The 19,914-nt window shown below is 42.9% G+C and carries 15 protein-coding genes and 1 pseudogene; 11 read left to right on the forward strand and 5 right to left on the reverse strand.

Annotated elements, in window-relative coordinates:
• Positions 1–492 precede the first annotated feature (492 nt).
• From V7K49_RS12370 to V7K49_RS12380, 3 genes and pseudogenes are all read right to left on the reverse strand, one after another.
• A pseudogene (locus tag V7K49_RS12370) lies at positions 493–1,665 on the reverse strand (baeRF6 domain-containing protein).
• Between the two features lie 225 nt (positions 1,666–1,890).
• Positions 1,891–2,547, reverse strand: coding sequence for a DUF1361 domain-containing protein (locus V7K49_RS12375; protein WP_334867457.1), 657 nt, complete (start codon positions 2,545–2,547; stop codon positions 1,891–1,893).
• A gap of 477 nt (positions 2,548–3,024) precedes the next feature.
• On the reverse strand, positions 3,025–3,501 hold the full coding sequence (locus V7K49_RS12380; protein ID WP_273768789.1) for a hypothetical protein: 477 nt from the start codon (positions 3,499–3,501) through the stop codon (positions 3,025–3,027).
• Between the two features lie 1,113 nt (positions 3,502–4,614).
• Between V7K49_RS12380 and V7K49_RS12390 the strand changes: the two genes are divergently transcribed.
• Positions 4,615–5,853: a glycosyltransferase gene (locus tag V7K49_RS12390; protein ID WP_334867455.1), complete on the forward strand. Its 1,239-nt coding sequence runs from the start codon at positions 4,615–4,617 to the stop codon at positions 5,851–5,853.
• Positions 5,854–5,955: 102 nt separating this feature from the next.
• Positions 5,956–7,830: a glycosyltransferase family 39 protein gene (locus V7K49_RS12395; RefSeq protein WP_335205728.1), complete on the forward strand. Its 1,875-nt coding sequence runs from the start codon at positions 5,956–5,958 to the stop codon at positions 7,828–7,830.
• Here the strand turns inward: V7K49_RS12395 and V7K49_RS12400 are convergent.
• A complete protein-coding gene (locus V7K49_RS12400) occupies positions 7,827–8,033 on the reverse strand; it encodes a hypothetical protein (RefSeq protein WP_335205729.1) in 207 nt (68 codons plus the stop codon). The two genes, V7K49_RS12395 and V7K49_RS12400, sit on opposite strands and share 4 nt — an antisense overlap.
• Positions 8,034–8,261: 228 nt before the next feature.
• On the opposite strand from V7K49_RS12400, the gene V7K49_RS12405 reads away from it, so the two are divergent.
• From V7K49_RS12405 to V7K49_RS12440, 8 genes are all read left to right on the forward strand, one after another.
• Positions 8,262–10,790, forward strand: a complete 2,529-nt coding sequence (locus tag V7K49_RS12405) for a mannose-1-phosphate guanyltransferase (RefSeq protein WP_335205762.1) — start codon at positions 8,262–8,264, stop codon at positions 10,788–10,790.
• A 547-nt stretch (positions 10,791–11,337) separates the two neighbouring features.
• Positions 11,338–12,369: a chlorophyll a/b binding light-harvesting protein gene (locus V7K49_RS12410; protein ID WP_335205730.1), complete on the forward strand. Its 1,032-nt coding sequence runs from the start codon at positions 11,338–11,340 to the stop codon at positions 12,367–12,369.
• Positions 12,370–12,371: 2 nt separating this feature from the next.
• On the forward strand, positions 12,372–13,799 hold the full coding sequence (locus tag V7K49_RS12415) for a chlorophyll a/b binding light-harvesting protein (RefSeq protein WP_335205731.1): 1,428 nt from the start codon (positions 12,372–12,374) through the stop codon (positions 13,797–13,799).
• Positions 13,800–13,895: 96 nt separating this feature from the next.
• Entirely contained in the window at positions 13,896–14,408 is a 513-nt protein-coding gene (gene fldA / locus V7K49_RS12420) for a flavodoxin FldA (RefSeq protein WP_335205732.1), read from the forward strand.
• A 175-nt stretch (positions 14,409–14,583) separates the two neighbouring features.
• A complete protein-coding gene (locus tag V7K49_RS12425) occupies positions 14,584–15,336 on the forward strand; it encodes an alpha/beta hydrolase (protein ID WP_335065883.1) in 753 nt (250 codons plus the stop codon).
• Between the two features lie 539 nt (positions 15,337–15,875).
• Positions 15,876–16,910 (forward strand): chlorophyll a/b binding light-harvesting protein, encoded by a 1,035-nt coding sequence (locus V7K49_RS12430; protein WP_335205733.1) that lies wholly within the window; start codon positions 15,876–15,878, stop codon positions 16,908–16,910.
• A gap of 190 nt (positions 16,911–17,100) precedes the next feature.
• Complete coding sequence (locus V7K49_RS12435; RefSeq protein ID WP_335205734.1) at positions 17,101–18,069, forward strand: chlorophyll a/b binding light-harvesting protein; 969 nt, start codon at positions 17,101–17,103, stop codon at positions 18,067–18,069.
• A gap of 96 nt (positions 18,070–18,165) precedes the next feature.
• On the forward strand, positions 18,166–18,441 hold the full coding sequence (locus V7K49_RS12440; protein ID WP_335205735.1) for a hypothetical protein: 276 nt from the start codon (positions 18,166–18,168) through the stop codon (positions 18,439–18,441).
• 257 nt (positions 18,442–18,698) lie between these two features.
• On the opposite strand, the gene V7K49_RS12445 is transcribed toward V7K49_RS12440, so the two are convergent.
• Entirely contained in the window at positions 18,699–18,947 is a 249-nt protein-coding gene (locus V7K49_RS12445) for a hypothetical protein (protein WP_335205736.1), read from the reverse strand.
• A 387-nt stretch (positions 18,948–19,334) separates the two neighbouring features.
• Between V7K49_RS12445 and V7K49_RS12450 the strand changes: the two genes are divergently transcribed.
• A complete protein-coding gene (locus V7K49_RS12450) occupies positions 19,335–19,811 on the forward strand; it encodes a hypothetical protein (protein WP_335205737.1) in 477 nt (158 codons plus the stop codon).
• The last annotated feature ends 103 nt before the right edge of the window (positions 19,812–19,914 follow it).

A 19,914-nucleotide genomic window follows, 5' to 3' on the forward strand; every position in this document is an offset into this window, starting at 1 on the left:
GTTAGAGATTAGGCTGTAGTAGTGCAACACAACTAAAATAATTGTAATAAATTCAAGTATAAAAGCTAAATTTTCTTGTGGTATGGGCATCTTACCTGTCCATTGGTAATACAATAAATTAGCTGTGTCACGCTTTTAGGTGTGTTACCCCGAACGAGGTAACGCACCTAAAAGCGTAACAGTTTATCTTTGCATGTTGCAACAAGTACTGATATAAGGGATCTCAATACACATTTTCCTCGTTTCCATGCTCTGCATGGGAATGCATTCATTGAGGCTCTGACTCAATATCTAACTTGAGGCAGCAGCCCCTAATCAGCCATTCCTATGCTCCGCATAGGAACGAGAGAACAATGGGAAATTGAGCTTTTTTTAACTTGTGCGTACACCGTAGCTTCATAATGGGGACGGCTTTAGCCAAAGGTGAATTTTCTGACAACTCATTTAAAACTGCTATAGCAGATTCAACTTTATATAACACCGCCAAAATGTTCAATATCGGTAAATTGCCGCAACAGGTATGCTATATGGAATCTGTTCTGGGGGAACAGCATAAACCGTGCCACGGTTTAATAAGGTATGAACAGCAACAAAATCTAACAAATCCTCATCACCAGTCTCTTTTTCTGGGTGCAAATAAACTGTTTCTGAGGTTGGATCGAATAAACCCCACTGTTGCTGACCAACTGCAACTAGTAATGAATCTACTCGTTGGTAATAAGCTGCTGAGACAATTTCTTGGAGGTTGTTAGATGCCTTACCAGTATCACCACCAAACAATTCGTGAAATTGTTCCAAAAATCCTTGCTGGGACTTCTGAAAATCAGCCTCGACAATTGGCCAAGTTTGATTATGTAACTCTTGGGCGCTGAGAATTTCTGGATTACCAGTGATAGCTTCATCCATCAAATGCTGGTAAGTATTTGCCTGTTTATACAGGGGCAAGAGATACTCTACCCCAGCCAGTACCAAAGGGGCTTTTTGCTCTCGCAGTTTTTCGTGCAATGCGCCATCAATGATCTGAAAGAATTGTACTATGTCTTCTTGGTGTTTATCCCTGTCGGGGCTTCCTTGCCCGTGAAACGTACCCGGCTGTGAAAAAGAATTGGCGGTTCCCCCTTTTGATGTTGCGATGCGGAACTGACCCTCTTTGGCAGTATCGTCTTTTTGCAGAGCTTCATCTAGACTTTTAGGGAGATTTTCTACTTCCACCTCATTGACGCTGTAGCGTGTTCCTTCAAAGAACCTGACAGCTTTTTGGCTCAAAGCCAGCATATAGAAACGACCATTGCCATTTAAAATTGGCAGCAGTGGCTTGATGTGAAATCGGTCTGTAACCACGACCAATTCTTGAAAATCAATTGGCAGGGTATAATAGCGAAAAATATTTTCAGAAATAAAAATCGCTAGCCCTTGCTCTCCCATTTGCTCCCAAAACTCTTGGGTATCAATTTCATGGGATTTTTCCAACAATGCGATCGCTTCTTTCTGTTCCAAACCCGCATCAATTAAACGAGTCTCCGCTTCCTTGACCAAATTTTTAAAGCGAATTGGATCTTGTCGCATTTCTGGTCCCGCTGGGTGCGTTGGCATATAAATTGAAACACAATTTCATTTTGGCTGCTCTATTAATGTCTTTATTTCCTCTCTAGAGATTAATTTCATATCCCCTCCTATCAACGTGATCACATACATCAGACCAGACCATCGATATTCAATGATCTGATAGGACGTTATTCTCAGATGGTGGCGGTTGAAGTCCAACCGTTTGTTTCTAAGTTTATTTCACCTCAAAAATGGTTTAGTTGCATCTTTCTTTTAACAGGAAATATTTCTCAGGAGAATTACTAATTAAAACCCCAAATCTCAAAGCCCAAATTGCCACGAACATCAAACATTTGGCGTGTTAGAGTTTGCGCGTCCTGAGTTTATCCCTATTTTACTATCTGGTTGGCTAAGACCTAAAGTTACTCGTTTCATAATCCAGTACAAACCGGCTAGTACCACAAAGGTGATAGCAATAATTACTAGGGGCTGTTTCCCAAGAATTTCTTCTACTCCTTTGGTTAGTACAGCATCGGGTTGAGTAATAAAATCCCAACTGTTGAAACGCAAAAATCGCCCCCAATAAACACCAACAGCGCAGAGAAAATGTGTGATCAACTCAAAGCGCCAAATCCATTGGCTTTTGTCAATGCGATGTAAATAGTAACCCCAATTAATTAACGAAATTACATAAGCTTCAAATCCACCTAAAATTACTAACAAATACACAGGAATGAGTACCAAAGTAATCATCCAAATCGATTGAATTGTGCGGATATCGTCTATCAAGTGAATTACATCAGTCAACAAATACGGTGCATTCGGTAAGAAAGCGTAGAAAACTAAGAATCCCAGCCACCAAAGCCAAGTGCCACCACGCTTGATGCGAAATAGCCACACACTCAAAGCTAAAGGTATAAAAGCCAGAAATAAATTCCAAGTCATCCAACTCATATTAATTCGCAAGACCTGCACAACTCTGGCTATCAATTCTTCTTTCATAGGTGCTAACTCAGAAGACGTTTGATTGATCTAGATTCACTCTGTAGTGTTAGTATTAACCTCAGTGATTGACTGATGAAATTTTTGTACCCCCAGGAAATTTATTTCCTCCAAGACCAGACAAGGCTTTTGTGTCATTTGAAAGAAAATGCACACTGATATGATATATGTATGAAATTTCGAGTTTTTATATCTTTCATATTGGGGGATGAAATTTATCAATCAATCAGCTTAAATCAATAGTATAGCCAGAAAAATCATTAGGGTAAAATTTACCACAGAAAGAAAGTCTCAGCCACAAAAACGCCGCACAATAACTGACTGTGGACTTTTTTTATGGGAATGTTGCCCTTGTCCTGGCTATTAGATTGATTTTCTTTTGCCCAACTCGAGTTCCAGAAGCATCCTAAAGCTTTTGCCAAGAGACCTAAAATAATCGTGTAATCCCTTCAGAACTAACGAATTCACCAAATTGGATTATTCTGGCTGGCTACAATACTTATTCATTTCATTCACTAAGGTATCGGACTGCTTGCCAACAGTTGTAGCTGCTGTCAGTGCTGAATCAATTTCGACTCTTGCCTTTTCAATTTTTTCTCTACCCGATGCCGAGGCTTCTGCTGTTTTAGTCGCACCAAGTGCCCTAGCTGCTTTGGCGATCGCTTCACTGAGATTCTGAAAAATTTTGACAAAACTGCTTTGAAATTCTTTCAGCTTGGGGTCTGTTAACTTCAGTTCCCCAATGGATTTAGTTACAAATTCTAAATCTTTAGACAGTTGTAAGCTGGTGATCACTTGCGTTCCTTTATTTTTATCAATCAAAGAAGTTCCAGCATTCACAACTCGAATCAGTCGCTGGCACTGGGAGACTTTATTTCCGTTGCAACTAGTAATGAACAAAGCAATGCTCAGGCTAACAAAAGCAATAACAGTATATTTATGTGAAATAGACATTAACACCCCAACAGCAATAAAACCCAGAATATAGTATCCAGTATTATGAGTAAAAAAGGAACTAAGTAGAGGGATTAGGCATTGGGCATGGGTTATTCCCCTCATCTCCCTCATCTTTTCTATCTCCCCCTACTCCCCACTCCCCTCATCTGCAATCACCAGTCTATCGGTAAACCCAACTGGTCTAAAGTAGCACCATCTTGTAAAAGCGGCTGAATATTGCTGTCTATTTAAATGCTGACCACCAGACACTACCAAAGCGCGTTGAAACACATCTGTCTTAAAGGATGTTTTAAAAGTTCTCTAAGCGAAAAGCAAAAGCTTTTAGATCCCCCTAAATCTACGCCACTTGCTTCTCCCTACAGCCCTTCTCTAGACAGGAGACGCTCTTGCGTTCGGGCATCCTACGGCAGGCATTAGGCTTTGGCAATGTGAGAAGGGGCAGCCCTGCGCCCTTGGTGGTGACAAAAGTTGTAGCAAGTGGCGTGAGATGCTGCGCGTAGCTTGCTTCCAGGGGTACAAGTCGGGGATTGCCCACCCAACGCAGTGGCTCCCCATGAGCGACTGGCGTGGGTTAGGGGAGATCAATAAGTGCCTAAAATCACGGGTAAACACTTTTCAAATAACCTCTCAGTAGGGGCGCAAAGCCATGCGCCCCAAAAGTGCGAGTCTTTTAGTGATTTCACCCACTACTACATTTTTCATTTAGTCGCAATCACTACTTTATATTTATTTCTCTATTTTCTCACTAATGATTTTGGATTGGTATATTAGCCTTACTAAATACTAAAAAATCTTCACATAGTCTTGATAAACTGTATATTTGCTGACTTAGCTGACTTAATGGTACAGTATTAAATAGTTTTTTGTATAAAAAGATTCCATAAAAACTGAAATAGTACGATGAAAACGAGTGGTAAAATTTAAAGTTTAGATGAAGTTTAGGTAAATATTTTGAATTGAGGTGCGGGAATTACTAAACTTTTCAGAACAGCTAACTGTAACAAAAGTATTCATTAAATTTTGACTAACCAGGTTTAGTCAAGAAAGCCAGCAGATGTTTGGCTTGATTTCCCTCGGTCTTTACACATCCTCGTTCTGTAATGTGAAATTATGAAGACAAACTCATCCAACTCGCTGTTAACAGTACCAACTGGCCCACTAAAGATTTCAGAGTTGCCCCCTAACGGTGTGGGTACAAGTAGTGAATCTACCCATCTTTCCCTAGTAATTCCTACTTACAAAGAGCGTGACAACATTAAGAATGTGGTTAGCATATTGAGTCAGTTACTGGATGAATCTATTCCAGGAAAGTATGAGTTGATTGTGGTGGACGATGATAGCCCAGACCGAACTTGGGAAGTAGCAGAATCCTTGACGAAAGAATACCCACAGTTGCGGGTGATGCGACGCCAACAGGAACGGGGGCTGTCCTCAGCAGTGATTCGTGGGTGGCAAGCAGCTACGGGGAGTGTGTTGGGGGTGATTGATGGAGATTTGCAGCATCCACCAGAGGTGCTGATGCAACTGTTGCGTAGTATTGAGCAGGGAGCAGATATAGCAGTAGCCAGCCGTCATGTAGAAGGAGGCGGTGTAAGTAGCTGGAGTGTTGTCAGGCGTTTCTTGTCTCGTGGCGCTCAGTTGTTAGGCTTAGTGATTTTACCAGGGGTACTGGGCAGAGTTTCCGACCCCATGAGTGGTTATTTTATGGTACGCCGGAGTGCGATCGCCAATGCAACACTCAATCCAGTCGGATACAAAATTCTCCTAGAAGTAATCGGGCGGGGAAAAGTAGACCAAGTTGCCGAAGTTGGGTATGTGTTCTGCGAACGCAAAGAGGGTGAGAGTAAAGTTACATGGAAGCAATATATAGATTACATCCACCACTTAGTGCGGTTGCGGCTTTCCACAGGGCGAGTCGGACGATTGAGTAGAAAAGTCAATTTCCCCGTTGGTCGATTCCTCCGCTTTGGGTTGGTTGGCTTTAGTGGTGTGTTTGTAGATTTAACGGTGTTTTACTTGCTGCGTACCGTGATTCATTTAGGTTTAACTCGCAGTACGATTCTTTCGGCCGGAGTGGCAATCATAAATAATTTTCTATGGAATGATTTATGGACTTTTGGTGATATTTCTCGGAGGCAACGTGATCCGCATCAACGTTTTAAGCGATTCTTGAAGTTCAGTGTGATCTGTTTGGCAGGAGTTATATTACAAGCTCTAATAATTAACTTTCTCTATAATGTCTTGGGGATAAATCAGTATTTAGCTAAGTTGATAGCGATCGCAGTTGCTACCATCTGGAATTTTTGGATTAATTTGAAACTTAGCTGGCGCGTCACCGACGTGAAATAATCACAACGAGGGATTTGAGATTTTGATTTTTGTTTTTAGACTTTAGAACGAACTTAAATCTCAAACGTCAAATCTACAAATCCATTCCTGTGAGGACCAGCAATGAGAGTTTTTTTTCAAGGTGCATTTGATTTTTACAGAAAAATTATCTCGTTGCTACCTGCCTATGCTACCCATTTCCTGTCTCTGGCAGATACAAACTCTGGCTTACAACACAAGCATTGGCATCATTGGCAGACTCGTCTCCCTCCTTCCTGGCTTCACCCATTGCTGAACTTGATGTGGTTGATCATCGGCATCAACTTGCGCCTAGCCAACTTGACTGCAAAGCCTCCTTGGACTGATGAGTTTTCTACGCTGGTGTTTAGCTTGGGGAATACTTTTTTATCAGTACCCTTAGATCAAGCGATCGCACCTGATATCCTATTGCAACCACTGCAACCAAACCCAGCAGCTAGTATTGGTGATGTCATTCATAACTTAGTTACACAAGATAACCATCCACCACTGTATTTTGTGCTGGCTTACTTGTGGATGAAATTATTTCCCAGCGAAGGAGGATTAGTATCGCTGTTTGCTGCGCGATCGCTACCAGCTATAATCGGTGCTGCCTCTATTCCATGTATTTACATATTAGGTAGGCTAGCGTTTCGTTCGCCATTAGTGGGACACTTGGCTGCTGCCATGATGGCAGTATCACCCTACGGCGTCTTTTTAGCACAAGAAGCACGCCAATACAGTTTGGCAGCCTTATGGGTAACTGTTTCCCTTACCTGCTTAATAATTGCCACCCGTCATATTCAAAACCGCACACTTTTACCCATCTGGATAGCACTTCTCTGGGTAGGAATTAATGCTTTAGGTGTTGCTACTCATTACTTCTTCACTCTCACCCTCTGCACAGAAGGTGTAGTTTTGATTTTTCTTGCTTGGCATCAATTGCAGACTAGGAGCAAATTTTCTCTTTTATTCTCTCCTCCCTGGCCGCGCATCTATGCCGTTGCTACAGGTACAATTGTTGCGAGTTTAATTTGGCTACCAATCTTTTTAGAAAATAGAAATCGTGATAATTTGACCGAGTGGATTCGAGGTTCTCGCGTCGGACTAGATTGGTTCAGCCCAATTTTTCAAGCTTTAGGAACATTGATTGCAATGATTTCCCTGATGCCAGTTGAATCTTCACAGCTATTGGTTGTGATTCCTTCTGGACTGGTAATGTTGACTTTCTTTATTTGGGCAGTACCAATTTTGCTGCGTGGGATCAAGATTCAACTACAGCACCCAGAAACCCGGATTATGATTCAGGTGTTTGCTGGAGTCGTTATCAGTGCGATCGCTTTATTCTTTATTTTTACGTACTTTTTGGGGATTGACTTGACCAGGGGTGCTCGCTATAACTTTGTTTACTTTCCCGCCATTGTTATTTTACTAGGGGCAAGTCTGGCAGTGTGTTGGCATCCTCCCAAGAAATTGATGGGAAGAGAACAAGGGAAAAATGGCATAAAAAGCATAGGTAAATGGGGGATAAACGGGAAAAAAGCCGTGATGTTAATTTGGTTAATGGGATTTTTTAGTGCAGTTACAGTATTCTGCAATCTCGGCTATCAAAAATATTATCGCCCTGACCTTTTTGTGCAACTAATCCAACAAATATCCCCAGTGCCAGTACTGATTGCCACTACCCACAAAACTTATGTACATACTGGGGAAATGATGGGGGTAGCTAGAGAGATTAAACTTGCCAATTTACCTCAAAAACCTTTGTTTCTTCTTGCCCATCAAGACCAAGACCCGAATACTTCCACCATTGCTTTGGAAAATACTTTAAAGAAATTACCACGACCTTTTGACTTGTGGCTGGTAAACTTTCACGCACCCGTAGCAGAAACCGTCAAAACATGCGTTAAGTCTGATACTCAATCTTTGCCAAGCATAAACGGCTACGAATATCAACTTTATCATTGCCAGCAGAGTTAATAAGCTGGGGAATGGGGGATGAGGGAGCAGGGGAGAGTTAAAACTGGATTCATCAACCTTTGATACGCGTTCATCCACCTTTGATACTCATTCATCCACCTTTGATACTCGTTCATCCACCTTTGATACTCGTTCATCCACCTCAGAACCTCAAAGCTTCCAATGCTCCATGCCCGATACTTCTCTACGAGAGGCTGCGCCAACGGCTTACCTCGGCTTTGCTCGGCACAAGTCGCCCAACTCTTGGAGAGGCTGCACCAACGGCTACGCTCATGACAAGCTCAGTACAAGTGCCCAATGCCCTAATCTAGATGCATCTTGTGGAAGTTCGTCAAATATCAAGATCCATAGGAAACTAAAGAAGGAAGAACAAAACATATCTCATGGGTCTTGAAGCAGCGAAGGCTGTAAATAGCGAAGAAGGAGGATTTATGCGTGCAGTACTGATGGCAGGCGGTTCGGGAACGCGGCTTCGCCCGTTAACTTGCGATCTCCCCAAACCGATGGTGCCCATTCTAAATCGACCAATTGCCGAACATATTATCAATCTTCTCAAACGACACCAAATTACAGAAGTTATTGCAACATTGCATTATTTACCTGATGTCTTGCGAGACTATTTTCAAGATGGCAGTGATTTTGGTGTCCAGATGACCTATGCTGTCGAAGAAGATCAGCCTTTGGGTACAGCAGGCTGTGTGAAAAACATTGCCGAACTCCTTGATGAAACCTTTTTAGTCATTAGCGGTGATAGCATAACAGATTTTGACCTCACGGCAGCGATCGCATTCCACAAACAAAAAAAGTCAAAAGCTACTTTGATTTTAACCAGGGTTCCCAACCCGATTGAATTTGGAGTGGTGATTACCGATCAGGAAGCACGGATTCGGCGATTTTTAGAAAAACCCTCTAGTAGTGAAATTTTTTCTGATACCGTCAACACTGGCACTTACATTCTCGAACCAGAAGTTTTGGAATATATGCCAGCAAACACTGAATCTGACTTTTCCAAAGACTTATTCCCTTTGTTACTAGCAAAAGATGAGCCAATGTATGGTTACATTGCTCAAGGTTACTGGTGTGATGTTGGTCACTTAGATGCCTATCGTGAGGCTCAGTATGACGCCTTAGATCAGAAAGTGCAACTGGATTGTGCCTATAAAGAAGTTTCCCCTAAATTATGGGTGGGTCAAAATACTTACATCGACCAAACGGCTGTGATTCAAACCCCAGCAGTGATTGGTGATAATTGCCGCATCGGTGCAAGAGTACAGATTGAGCCAGGAACCGTAATTGGCGATAATGTCACTATTGGTGCTGATGCGAATCTCAAACGTCCCATAGTGTGGAATGGAGCATTCATTGGCGAGGAAGCAGCTCTTTCTGCCTGTGTGATTTCCCGTGGGACTCGTGTAGACCGCCGCGCTCAAGTATTAGAAGCTGCTGTTGTCGGTTCGCTTTCTACGGTGGGAGAAGAAGCCCAAATTAGCCCCGGCGTCCGTGTTTGGCCCAGTAAAAAGATTGAGTCAGGGGCAATTTTAAATATTAACTTGATTTGGGGGAACACCGCCCAACGGAATTTATTTGGGCAACGTGGTGTGCAAGGATTAGCTAATATCGACCTCACCCCAGAATTCGCCGTAAAATTGGGAGCTGCTTACGGTTCTACCTTAAAACCTGCTTCTAAGGTAACGGTTTCTCGTGACCAGCGTAATGTCTCTCGGATGGTGACGCGATCGCTGATTGCTGGTTTGATGTCAGTAGGTATTGATATTCAAAACCTTGATGCTACAGCTATCCCCATTGCCCGCACGGTTATACCCACAATGTCGGTAGCTGGTGGTATCCATGTGCGGGTACACCCCGATCGCCCCGACTACATTTTGATTGAATTCATGGATGCCAAGGGGATTAATATTTCCAAAGCCCTAGAAAAGAAAATTGAAGGGGCTTACTTTAAGGAGGATATGCGACGGGCGCTAATTCATGAAATTGGCGATGTATCTTACCCCAGCCAAGTGATTGACCGCTACTGTACAGCCTTTGAGAAGCTGTTGCACGTTCATACACTCCGCAACAGTCGGGCAAAAGTGGTGATTGACTATGTTTATGCCGTATCGGGGGCAGTTTTACCCCAAATGTTGGATAAATTTGGTGCTGATGCGGTGGTGCTGAATGCCAGTGTTAATAAAACGGCGATGTCAGTAACTGACCGAGAAGGACTGCTGACTCAGTTAGGTCATGTAGTCGAGGCATTGAAAGCTAACTTTGGTGTGCAAGTCACGGCTAATGGAGAACAGCTGATTTTAGTTGATGAATCAGGCTACCCAATTCGTGGGGAAACTTTAACAGCACTGATGGTGGACATGATTCTGACGGCTAACCCCAGAGGAACAGTAGTAGTGCCAGTTCATGCTTCCAGTGCTATTGAACAAGTCGCCCGTCGCCACGATGGCAGAGTGATTCGCACCAAAGCCAACCCTACAGCTTTGATGGAGGCTTGTCAGAAAAATCCAAATGTAGTGCTGGGAGGAAGTGGAGAAACTGGTTTTATTTTTCCACAACTGCATCCAGGATTTGATTCCATGTTCTGCATTGCTAAGATAATTGAGATGTTGACTATCCAGGAGCGATCGCTCGCTGCTGCGCGGTCAGAATTGCCCCGTGTAATTCACAAAACTTATACAATCCGCTGCCCCTGGACAGCCAAGGGTGCTTTGATGCGTTACTTAGTAGAAACTCACCCAGCCCAAAACCTAGAACTCATCGATGGAGTGAAAATTTGTCAACCCTACGATGACAGTTGGCTGTTAGTTTTACCAGATGCCAGCGAACCACTGGTGCATTTGTATGCAAATAGCAACGATCGCGATTGGGTAGATGAGACTGTAAGAAACTACCGCAGCCGTGTTCAGGCGTTTGTGGAAAGACAACAAGAATATCAACCTGCCGAAGTGTAATTTGTAATTTGTAATTCGGAATTCGTAATTGAATTTTTTAATTACGAATTCCGAACTACGAATTATGCGGTTTTGTTTGGATGCAATTGAGAACCACTATAATTCATAACGGTAATTACCTCCTGAACCCTGACTAGTTAAATAGTCAGCTAGTACTTTATTTGATGCAGACAACAAGCTCAATACAGTCAAAACCGGAATTACTGCTACTTTTAGTATTTGGATTAATTTCATAAAATGCACAAAAAAGTTACTTTCTCTAGCTTCCTTTACCGATGTATTTTTTGAAACTAGTAATCATTCGGAATATTGTGTGAGGATATCGTAAGGCACTTATAAGAGTTGGCTTATAACCCACTCTTTGTTGGGGTGGAATGAACCATCGCCCGCCTTTTCAGTTTGTTTCTGAAATCCTTTATAAAACTTTACTTAATCAAATGATAATTTTTTGCAATTACTCTGGTAGTATATCTTCAGGCTTTTTGAGATAGATATTCATTAAGCTAATTAGTTCAGTTATTTGCAAACTTTCTCAGGAGATAACGCCATGACAAGCGTGGCTGTTCAAAAACCGGAGTCAATTCCCTGGTGGGCAGGGAACGCCCGGTTAACCAACCTCTCAGGACGACTTTTGGGCGCTCACGTTGCTCATGCAGGGTTAATTGTTCTCTGGGCTGGTGCAACAACCCTTTTTGAACTTGCCCACTTCAACAGAGCGCAACCAATGTACGAACAGGGCTTAATTCTATTGCCCCATCTTGCAACCCTTGGTTGGGGTGTTGGAAGTGGTGGACAGATAGTAGATACCTATCCTTACTTCGTCGTTGGAGTATTGCACCTAATTAGCTCCGCCTTCCTGGGATTTGGCGGTATCTTTCATGCCCTACGTGGGCCTGCCATCTTAGAAGAGAGATTTTCCTTCTTTGGCTATCGCTGGGAAGATGCTAATAAAATGACCACTATTCTGGGTATTCACCTAGTGTTACTGGGTCTGGGAGCAGGCTTACTGGTTGCCAAAGCCATGTTCTTTGGCGGCTTGTACGATTCTACGGTGGGTGAGGTGCGCGTAGTTTCTAGCCCTACTTTGAACTCCGTCGTCATTTTTGGCTACTTATTTGGTGGCGGTGGCAAACACTGGATTGCTGGAGTCAACAACCTGGAAGACTTGGTTGGTGGTCATATTTGGGTCAGCATTCTCTGCATTGCTGGCGGTATCTGGCACATTACCACTCAACCTTTTGGTTGGACAAAGCAGCTTTTTATCTGGTCAGGAGAAGCATACCTTTCTTACAGCTTGGGTGCTTTAGCTCTAATGGGTTTTATTGCCGCTTATTTTGTCTCTGTTAACACACTAGCTTATCCACCGGAATTTTATGGGCCAGACCTGAGTATTGGGTTTGACCGTTTTCCCTACTTCCAGAGTGAAAATTTACTATCCTCTCGCGTTTGGCTGGCGAATGCTCATTTTTGGCTAGGTTTCTTCTTTCTTCAAGGGCATCTCTGGCACGCTTTACGCGCTGCTGGATTTGACTTCCGCGCTTGGAGAGTCGTCCGTTCAACTCGTGGGGAGGCAATCTAACAATGGCAACTGCAACGATAATCCCGCAGGAATCCGGTTGGTGGGCTGGCAATGCCCGATTCATTAACCTATCGGGTAAGCTTTTGGGCGCTCATGTTGCTCATGCTGGGTTGATTGTCCTTTGGGCAGGAGGAATGACCCTATTTGAAATCACCAAATACGACCTCTCCCGACCGATGTATGAGCAGGGATTAATTTTGCTGCCCCATCTGGCAACTTTAGGATTCGGTGTTGGCGACGGCGGCCAAATTGTTGATACCTATCCTTATGTTGTCATTGGTGTTTTACATCTAATTAGTTCTGCTGTACTAGGTGCTGGTGGCATTTACCATGCCGTTCTAGGCCCAGCAGTGTTGGATGATAACCCGTCTTTCCCTGGCTTGTTTGGCTACGACTGGAAAGATGAAGACAAGATGACCACGATCATCGGCATTCATTTGCTGTTGTTGGGGGCTTGGTTGTTGGTGGCAAAGGCGCTGTTTTGGGATGGTCTTTATGATCCAGCAGTGGCATCTGTACGAGTGATTACTGAACCGACTATTAACCCTGGTCGCATCTTTGGCTATCTCTTCGGTGCTTTTGGCAAACAGGGAATGGCAGCAGTTAATAACCTAGAAGATGTCATCGGTGGACATATCTGGGTAGGAATACTCTGCATTGTCGGGGGATTTTGGCACATTCTCACCAAGCCTTTTAGTTGGGCGAAAAAGGTACTATTTTGGTCTGGTGAGGCTTACCTATCCTATAGCCTGGGCGCTCTGGCTTACATGGGTTTGTTGGCAGCATATTTTGTAACGGTAAATGATACCGTTTATCCCACAGTGTTCTATGGCCCGTTAGGACTGAGTACTACTGCATCGGGAGTGATTACGGTTCGGACTTGGCTAGCAACCACTCACTTTGCTTTGGCAGTTGTCTTTTTAGCTGGTCATATCTGGCACGCCTTGAGGGTGCGTGTCATAGCGGCTGGACTTGATTTTAAGCAGGGAGTTATCAATCCTGCGGGGAGTCCTGAAATCGGAAATTTCGACACCCCGGTGAATGCTTCTGATATCACCCTAAAATTGTTGGCAAATCTTCCTATTTACCGTCAAGGCTTGTCTCCCTTTTCACGGGGGCTGGAAATTGGTATGGCGCACGGCTATTTCTTGATTAGACCGTTCGTAAAACTAGGGCCACTGCGGGATACGGAGTTGGCGAATCAAGCAGGGCTACTTGCGACAATTGGTCTGCTATTGATTTTGTCTATTTGCTTGTGGTTGTATGGTAGTGTGTCATTTCAAAAACGCAAACCTGCTCAAGGGGAACTACCAGAAAACATGAAAACGGCTAAGTCTTGGAGCGAGTTTAATGCTGGCTGGACAGTGGGTAGCTGCGGAGGAGCTTTGTTTGCCTTCCTGCTGTTAACCAATAGCAGTTTGTTTTTCTAAGTTGCATCAACTTGTTTGAGGTTTACGTACAGGACGAATGGCTATTGTTGCATAAGTCCTTTTGAACACACAACCATCTACTTATCAGGTGACAATATGTCGAAAAAAATTGGTCTGTTCTACGGTACTCAAACCGGTAACACTGAATCTGATGCTGAAAAAATTCGGGATGAGTTTGGTGGTGATGTTGTAACATTACATCCCATTTACGAAGCGGATACTAGCACTTTTGATCAGTATGAATTGCTGATTATTGGCTCTCCCACTTGGGATATTGGTCAACTTCAGAGCGATTGGGAAAGTTTTTTCCCTGATCTGAGTGAAATAGATTTTAAAGGTAAGCTGGTTGCCTATTTTGGTGATGGAGACCAATATGGCTATGCTGATAATTTCCAGGATGCAATTGGAATTATCGAAGAAAAAATTTCCCAGCGGGGCGGTAAAACTGTTGGTTACTGGCCAACTGAAGGGTATGACTTTGAGAATTCTAGAGCTTTGAGAAATGGCAAGTTTGTCGGATTGGCACTTGATGAAGGTAGTCAATCTGAGTTAACAGACGAGCGAATTAAAACTTGGGTTACTCAGTTGAAGACAGAATTTGGTTTGTAGAAAGTCAACTTAAGCCTTGGTGAATGGAATACGCGGCTACACAAACAGGAACTACACCTGCGTGGGCTAGAAAATCAAGATTTTTTAACCCGTGCAGATGGGTAGAGCCTAGTGTAGACGCGTTTTCTAATCGCTCTTATAGCTGAAATTGATAATTCAGAAGTTATAGGTATTTATGTCTGATTCATTTGATGTTCTGTGGTTAAATGCTAGTCCTATTTTGAAGCGTTTTGATGAACCATTACTTCAATACTTATCTGGGTATATAAGCGTCGCCCAGTGGGAATACCATCAAACCAAAGATGAAGCCAGTTCCATAGATCAAGCTGTGGAGTTAGTGGATGAATTTTTAGAATGCCGCGATCGCCCTGTGCATCTTGCAGGTCATGGTATGGGTGGTGCGATCGCCTTAAGCTATGCTCGTCGATTTCCTCAAAAAGTGCGATCGCTCACTCTACTGGCTGTAGCAGCTCAACCTGCAAACAATTGGCACGCTCACTATTACTTTCAACGACAACTTTTTCAGATCAGCCGTGAACTAGTTTTGGCAAGCAGCGTTCGCAGTCTTTTTGGAAATCAACCACCTCATATCACTAAGAAGTTAGTAGCTGCCTTAGATAAAGATTTACAACAATCTCCCTCGTCCCACTCTTTGTTTAAGTTGGTTTATTTACCCAAGGGTGGAGTTTCTATGCCAATGATGGTATGTGGTAGCAAGAGTGATCCGGTAGTCAATCCACCTGCATTACATGACTGGTTGAATTGGTTCAAGCCAGAAGATAAGCTCTGGGAATGCCCAGAAGGGTATCATTTTTTTCACTACTTCTATCCGGAACAGGTTGGCAAACAGATTTTGAGTTTTTGGCAATGCCACCATCCGCAGCCACTGGAAACATCTGCACTATCCCTAAGCACTTCTACAAATTAGCAATAAAATCCGCTTAAAAAAGCTTGCTCTAATTCCCTCCTTTTTAAGGGGAGTGACTGGCGTGGGTTAGGGAGGATTAAGTCTTAACCCAAGCGGATTGAATTATAAGTGTTCATCCAAACTTGATATCAGCCTCAGAAAAAACTGCAAGCAAAAACTGATATTTGCTTGCAGGCAAGAGTAGTTAGAGCGGTAGTAGTTACTATTGTCGCTTTGCTTGTGGTGTCTATTTTTCCTTCCAGTTTTGATGATTACATTTTGTAAAGATATAGTCTAAATAAGAATTACTTTCAATAAACTAAATTTGTAATCTCAATAATTGGTAATTAGCTTCAATAAGTAGAGGATGTGGCAAGAAGTGATATCTAACAACAATTGGTAACACCTGCGGTAAATTGAAAGAAGCTATCCTCCTTCAGGTAAAAGCTTCAGTTCTACACATGTGCTAGCTGATTTGTTGAACTCACGCGACATTTAACTGCTGAAATAAGAACTAATTAATTGAGTATTATTAGCAACAATTCCTAATCGGCTTAACAATGCAGACATACGGCAATCCCAACGTCAAATTTGATTGGTGGAATGGTAACGCCCGCTTCGCCAACCTCTCGGGCTTATTTATCGGCGCTCATGTGGCACAAGCAGCGCTGACGACGCTCTGGGCCGGGGCGTTTACATGGTTTGAAATCTCTCGCTTCAATCCCCAAGTGCCTATGGGCGAACAGGGGCTAATTTTGCTTCCCCACTTAGCCACCTTAGGTTTTGGTGTGGGCGCAGGTGGTCAGGTAGTTGATACTTACCCTTATTTCGTTATCGGCGCTTTACACTTAATCTCCTCTGCTGTGCTTGGTGCAGGGGCACTTTTCCACACCTTCAAAGGTCCAAAAAACTTAAAAGATGCCACTGGTCGCCCTCGGAAATTTCATTTTGCATGGGACGACCCGAAAAAACTTGGGTTTATCTTAGGACATCACCTAATTTTCTTGGGATTAGGTGCTTTACTCCTGGTAGGTAGAGCCATGTTCTGGGGAGGACTGTACGACTCGACAATTCACGATGTTCGAGTTGTCACCGACCCCACCCTTAACCCCTTAGTCATCTATGGCTATCAAACCCACTTTGCCAGTGTTAACAATTTAGAAGATTTAGTCGGCGGTCATATATATGTAGGCTTGTTACTCATTGGCGGCGGTATTTGGCACATCCTCATAGAGCCTTTACCTTGGGCGAAAAAGCTTTTAATCTTCTCTGGTGAAGCCATCCTTTCCTACTCTTTAGGCGGTATTGCCTTAGCAGGATTTGTTGCAGCTTACTTCTGTGCGGTAAATACCTTAGCTTATCCCGTGGAATTTTATGGCCCTATCTTGGAAGTAAAACTCGGAGTTAGTCCTTATTTTGCCGACAGCATTAAGTTAGTTAACGGTGGTTATACTTCCAGAGCATGGTTAGCAAATGCCCATTTCTTCTTAGCTTTCTTCTTCTTGCAAGGTCATCTGTGGCACGCCCTCCGAGCAATTGGCGTTGACTTTAGCCAAATTGAAAGGGCAATAAATGCCATAGGTAGCGAGTCGTAAAACAATTTTATATTTTAGATTTGGGATTTTAGATTATGACAATCTAAAATCCGTCTTGGAAAGTTCTGAGACGCTCTCTACGAGACGCTGCGCGAACGCGGACTCGCTACCGCTACGCTAACGCCGGAAATCGGCGCTCAGACTTTCCGCAAAATCTCAAAATTTAAAATGCTCACAAGGGTATTTAACTATGACAATTACAACTGATAGAACCTTAGCAGAAGATACAAATTTATCGTGGTTAGTGGGTAATGCCCGTTTAATTGATTTGTCTGGTCAATTATTAGGCGCTCACGTTGCTCATGCAGGCTTAATTATGTTTTGGGCGGGAGCAATAACAATATCTGAAGTTACACGCTTTATTCCTAGCGTACCAATGTATGAACAGGGATTGACTTTGTTACCCCACTTAGCAACTTTGGGCTGGGGTGTAGGTGCTGGAGGTGAAGTAGTCGATACCTATCCCTATTTTGTAATTGGCATTTTGCATTTAGTTGCATCTGCTGTGTTGGGTGCAGGTGGACTTTTTCATGTTTTTCGTAGTCCGGCAATTTTATATAATGCCGGTGGACAAGCGGCGAAATTTCACTATGAATGGAATGACCCCAAGCAATTAGGTTTGATTCTAGGTCATCACCTAATTATTCTGGGTTTGGGAGCATTTTTGCTAGTGCTAAAGGCGACGATTTTTGGCGGAATTTATGATACTAACGTGGGAAATGTCCGCCTAATTAGCAATCCTAATTTAAACCCAGTCAGAATTTTTGGCTATTTAGTTGGTCTGAAAGATGGTAGCTGGACTCCTTTAGGGATGGCAAGTGTTGACAACTTAGAAGATGTCATTGGTGGTCACATTTGGGTTGGCTTCATCTTAATTGCTGGTGGCGCGTGGCATATTCTTGTGCAGCCTTTTACATGGGTAAGACGAATTTTACCGATAGAAAATGGTGAAGAAATTCTTTCTTACAGCTTGCTAGGTTTAGCTTTTATGGCTTGGATTTCTGCCGTATTCGTGGCATATAACACAACAGTTTATCCAAGAGAGTTTTACGGTTATGAACGTCTGGGATTGGCAGATATTCAGTTCTTCCTTGGTGTAGTGGCCTTCTTAGGTTATGTTTGGCACTATTGGCGATCATCGCGTCAAGCTAATAGTTAATTAAGTTTCGCTCAACCCTAGCTAAATAAACTCCTATGCCTGCGGTTAACAGCAGTTGACTGTGGGCATTTCTTGGAATTTTTATGAGGATAACTAATGTTAACTATGATTTTGTGCGCCTTCTGTGGTTGGACAATAATGATTCTATTTATTGGTAGTGTCTGGTTAACGCTAAAAAAAGGGATAATTCATTTAAAAACGCTGCATGAAATTCCTTGTTCTGGTTGTGAATATTTCACCAACGACTACCGCCTCAAATGTACTGTACACCCAAAAAAAGCTTGTTCTGAGGAAGCGATCGCTTGTATTGATTTTGAGCCGAAAACTTCTTCTTGTAATGCTTGCCAAAAGGGACGACGAAAGCTTTGTTAAATTTATTTGATTACTCGTTCAGTAAGATACAAGAGTGCGATGTCTGACGACAAACCTTACGGCTACGCACTTGTGATGAGGTGTACTGCAACACGCTTCGGTTAAGGTTTTTTGATAAAAATTCGCTGCTCGCAAAGACGCGATAAATCGCCGCCTCTACAATAATCAGTCCTTTGTCCTGAAGGCGATTTATCGCGTTTCTTGCCAAATTATTTTCCCGCTAATATTGATGGTTCATCCTCTCAAGTTGGGTGTAATTATTCGGATAGGCGTTCTCGAAAATAAAGGCGATAATCTGGTCTTTCTTGCGCCAGCCACGTTAACCAGAAATTATCATCGTCGCGTAGTTCTTGCGGATGCCAAGTTCCGCGTGCGTGACCACCTAAGCCGTGAACAAAAATCACATCCCCGCACCGCTTTGGGTTGTCACATCCTGATATTTTTATTAAACCAGTCATCTCTGCGGGTTGACGTTTTGGAGGTTTAGAAAAAATGTTAAAGGGCATAGATATTATGGGGAGAATTAGAGGATGACAAATTCTTCTTATGCCACGGCCACAGCGCGACTTAAAACTAGGATACAGCGATCGCGTCACTACTCGGACTACGGTGTACACACAAGTCGTATCACCCCCCTTAATCCCCCCTTATAAAGGGGGGAAATGAGATTTCCGGTTCCCTCCCCTTCACAAGGGGAGGGTTAGGGTGGGGTAAAACCTGTCTTCTTCAGCTATTTTCAGACTTATGTGTACACCGTAGCTTAAAAAGGGGGGAACTTCTAAAGCCCCCTTTTTAAGGGGGTTGGTCGATGTGAGTGCGTAAGTCCTAAAAGTGACCATCAACGGGCATTGAATACGCTGCGATATATTCACGCGAATCCGAAAGCTGCAGGAATGCAAGAAGGCTTTTTCTATGATTTTAGTAATTATGGAGTGTATGACCGATTGGGAGATGATGGTTTAACAACTTGGCATCCGGCTTTTTTGGCTCTGGGTAAAAGTTTGAATGAATGTGCTGCTAAATATCGAGGTTTTTGTAAGAAGTATAAACCAAAAGCGAAAACAGAAAAACACTATTTTTGGGGTAATCAATTTTTGCCTAAAATAATTAAAGGCAAAGATAAAAAAACATCACCAGGACAGATGCGATTGCCTTGGGATAGTTGGGAAGCAAGTAATCCAGAAATTGTTGATGTGGCTGAGAAATTTATTTTTGCTAATTGTTATAATCTGCAAGTTGCAAGGATGATTTTTAGAGATCACAGTCAACAATTTGAGATGAAGATAGGAGCAGTGTCTCTATTTATCACTAAAGATGTCTTTTTTAGAGGAATTTGCTACTTACTGGTAATATCAGCGACTCTAAATTAGCTCTTCTCAATTCCCTTTGTGTTGTTTGTCTTTTTTCTTTGCCTTGTGCATTGCCTAGCAAACTGCGTGGAAAATTTCCCAGAAATAAATCTTTACAATCCTA

The sequence above is a fragment of the Nostoc sp. genome (assembly GCF_036919675.1).
GTDB lineage: Bacteria > Cyanobacteriota > Cyanobacteriia > Cyanobacteriales > Nostocaceae > Nostoc.

What these genes read in the sequence shown, in the direction of transcription:
- V7K49_RS12425 (WP_335065883.1), top strand. Translation starts at nt 14,584, where the DNA reads ATGTCTGATTCATTTGATGTTCTGTGGTTAAATGCTAGTCCTATTTTG.
- V7K49_RS12410 (WP_335205730.1), top strand. Translation starts at nt 11,338, where the DNA reads ATGACAAGCGTGGCTGTTCAAAAACCGGAGTCAATTCCCTGGTGGGCA.
- V7K49_RS12430 (WP_335205733.1), top strand. Translation starts at nt 15,876, where the DNA reads ATGCAGACATACGGCAATCCCAACGTCAAATTTGATTGGTGGAATGGT.
- V7K49_RS12445 (WP_335205736.1), bottom strand. Translation starts at nt 18,947, where the DNA reads ATGCCCTTTAACATTTTTTCTAAACCTCCAAAACGTCAACCCGCAGAG.
- V7K49_RS12380 (WP_273768789.1), bottom strand. Translation starts at nt 3,501, where the DNA reads ATGTCTATTTCACATAAATATACTGTTATTGCTTTTGTTAGCCTGAGC.
- V7K49_RS12415 (WP_335205731.1), top strand. Translation starts at nt 12,372, where the DNA reads ATGGCAACTGCAACGATAATCCCGCAGGAATCCGGTTGGTGGGCTGGC.
- V7K49_RS12375 (WP_334867457.1), bottom strand. Translation starts at nt 2,547, where the DNA reads ATGAAAGAAGAATTGATAGCCAGAGTTGTGCAGGTCTTGCGAATTAAT.
- V7K49_RS12450 (WP_335205737.1), top strand. Translation starts at nt 19,335, where the DNA reads ATGCAAGAAGGCTTTTTCTATGATTTTAGTAATTATGGAGTGTATGAC.
- V7K49_RS12435 (WP_335205734.1), top strand. Translation starts at nt 17,101, where the DNA reads ATGACAATTACAACTGATAGAACCTTAGCAGAAGATACAAATTTATCG.
- V7K49_RS12405 (WP_335205762.1), top strand. Translation starts at nt 8,262, where the DNA reads ATGCGTGCAGTACTGATGGCAGGCGGTTCGGGAACGCGGCTTCGCCCG.
- V7K49_RS12390 (WP_334867455.1), top strand. Translation starts at nt 4,615, where the DNA reads ATGAAGACAAACTCATCCAACTCGCTGTTAACAGTACCAACTGGCCCA.
- V7K49_RS12440 (WP_335205735.1), top strand. Translation starts at nt 18,166, where the DNA reads ATGTTAACTATGATTTTGTGCGCCTTCTGTGGTTGGACAATAATGATT.
- V7K49_RS12395 (WP_335205728.1), top strand. Translation starts at nt 5,956, where the DNA reads ATGAGAGTTTTTTTTCAAGGTGCATTTGATTTTTACAGAAAAATTATC.
- fldA (WP_335205732.1), top strand. Translation starts at nt 13,896, where the DNA reads ATGTCGAAAAAAATTGGTCTGTTCTACGGTACTCAAACCGGTAACACT.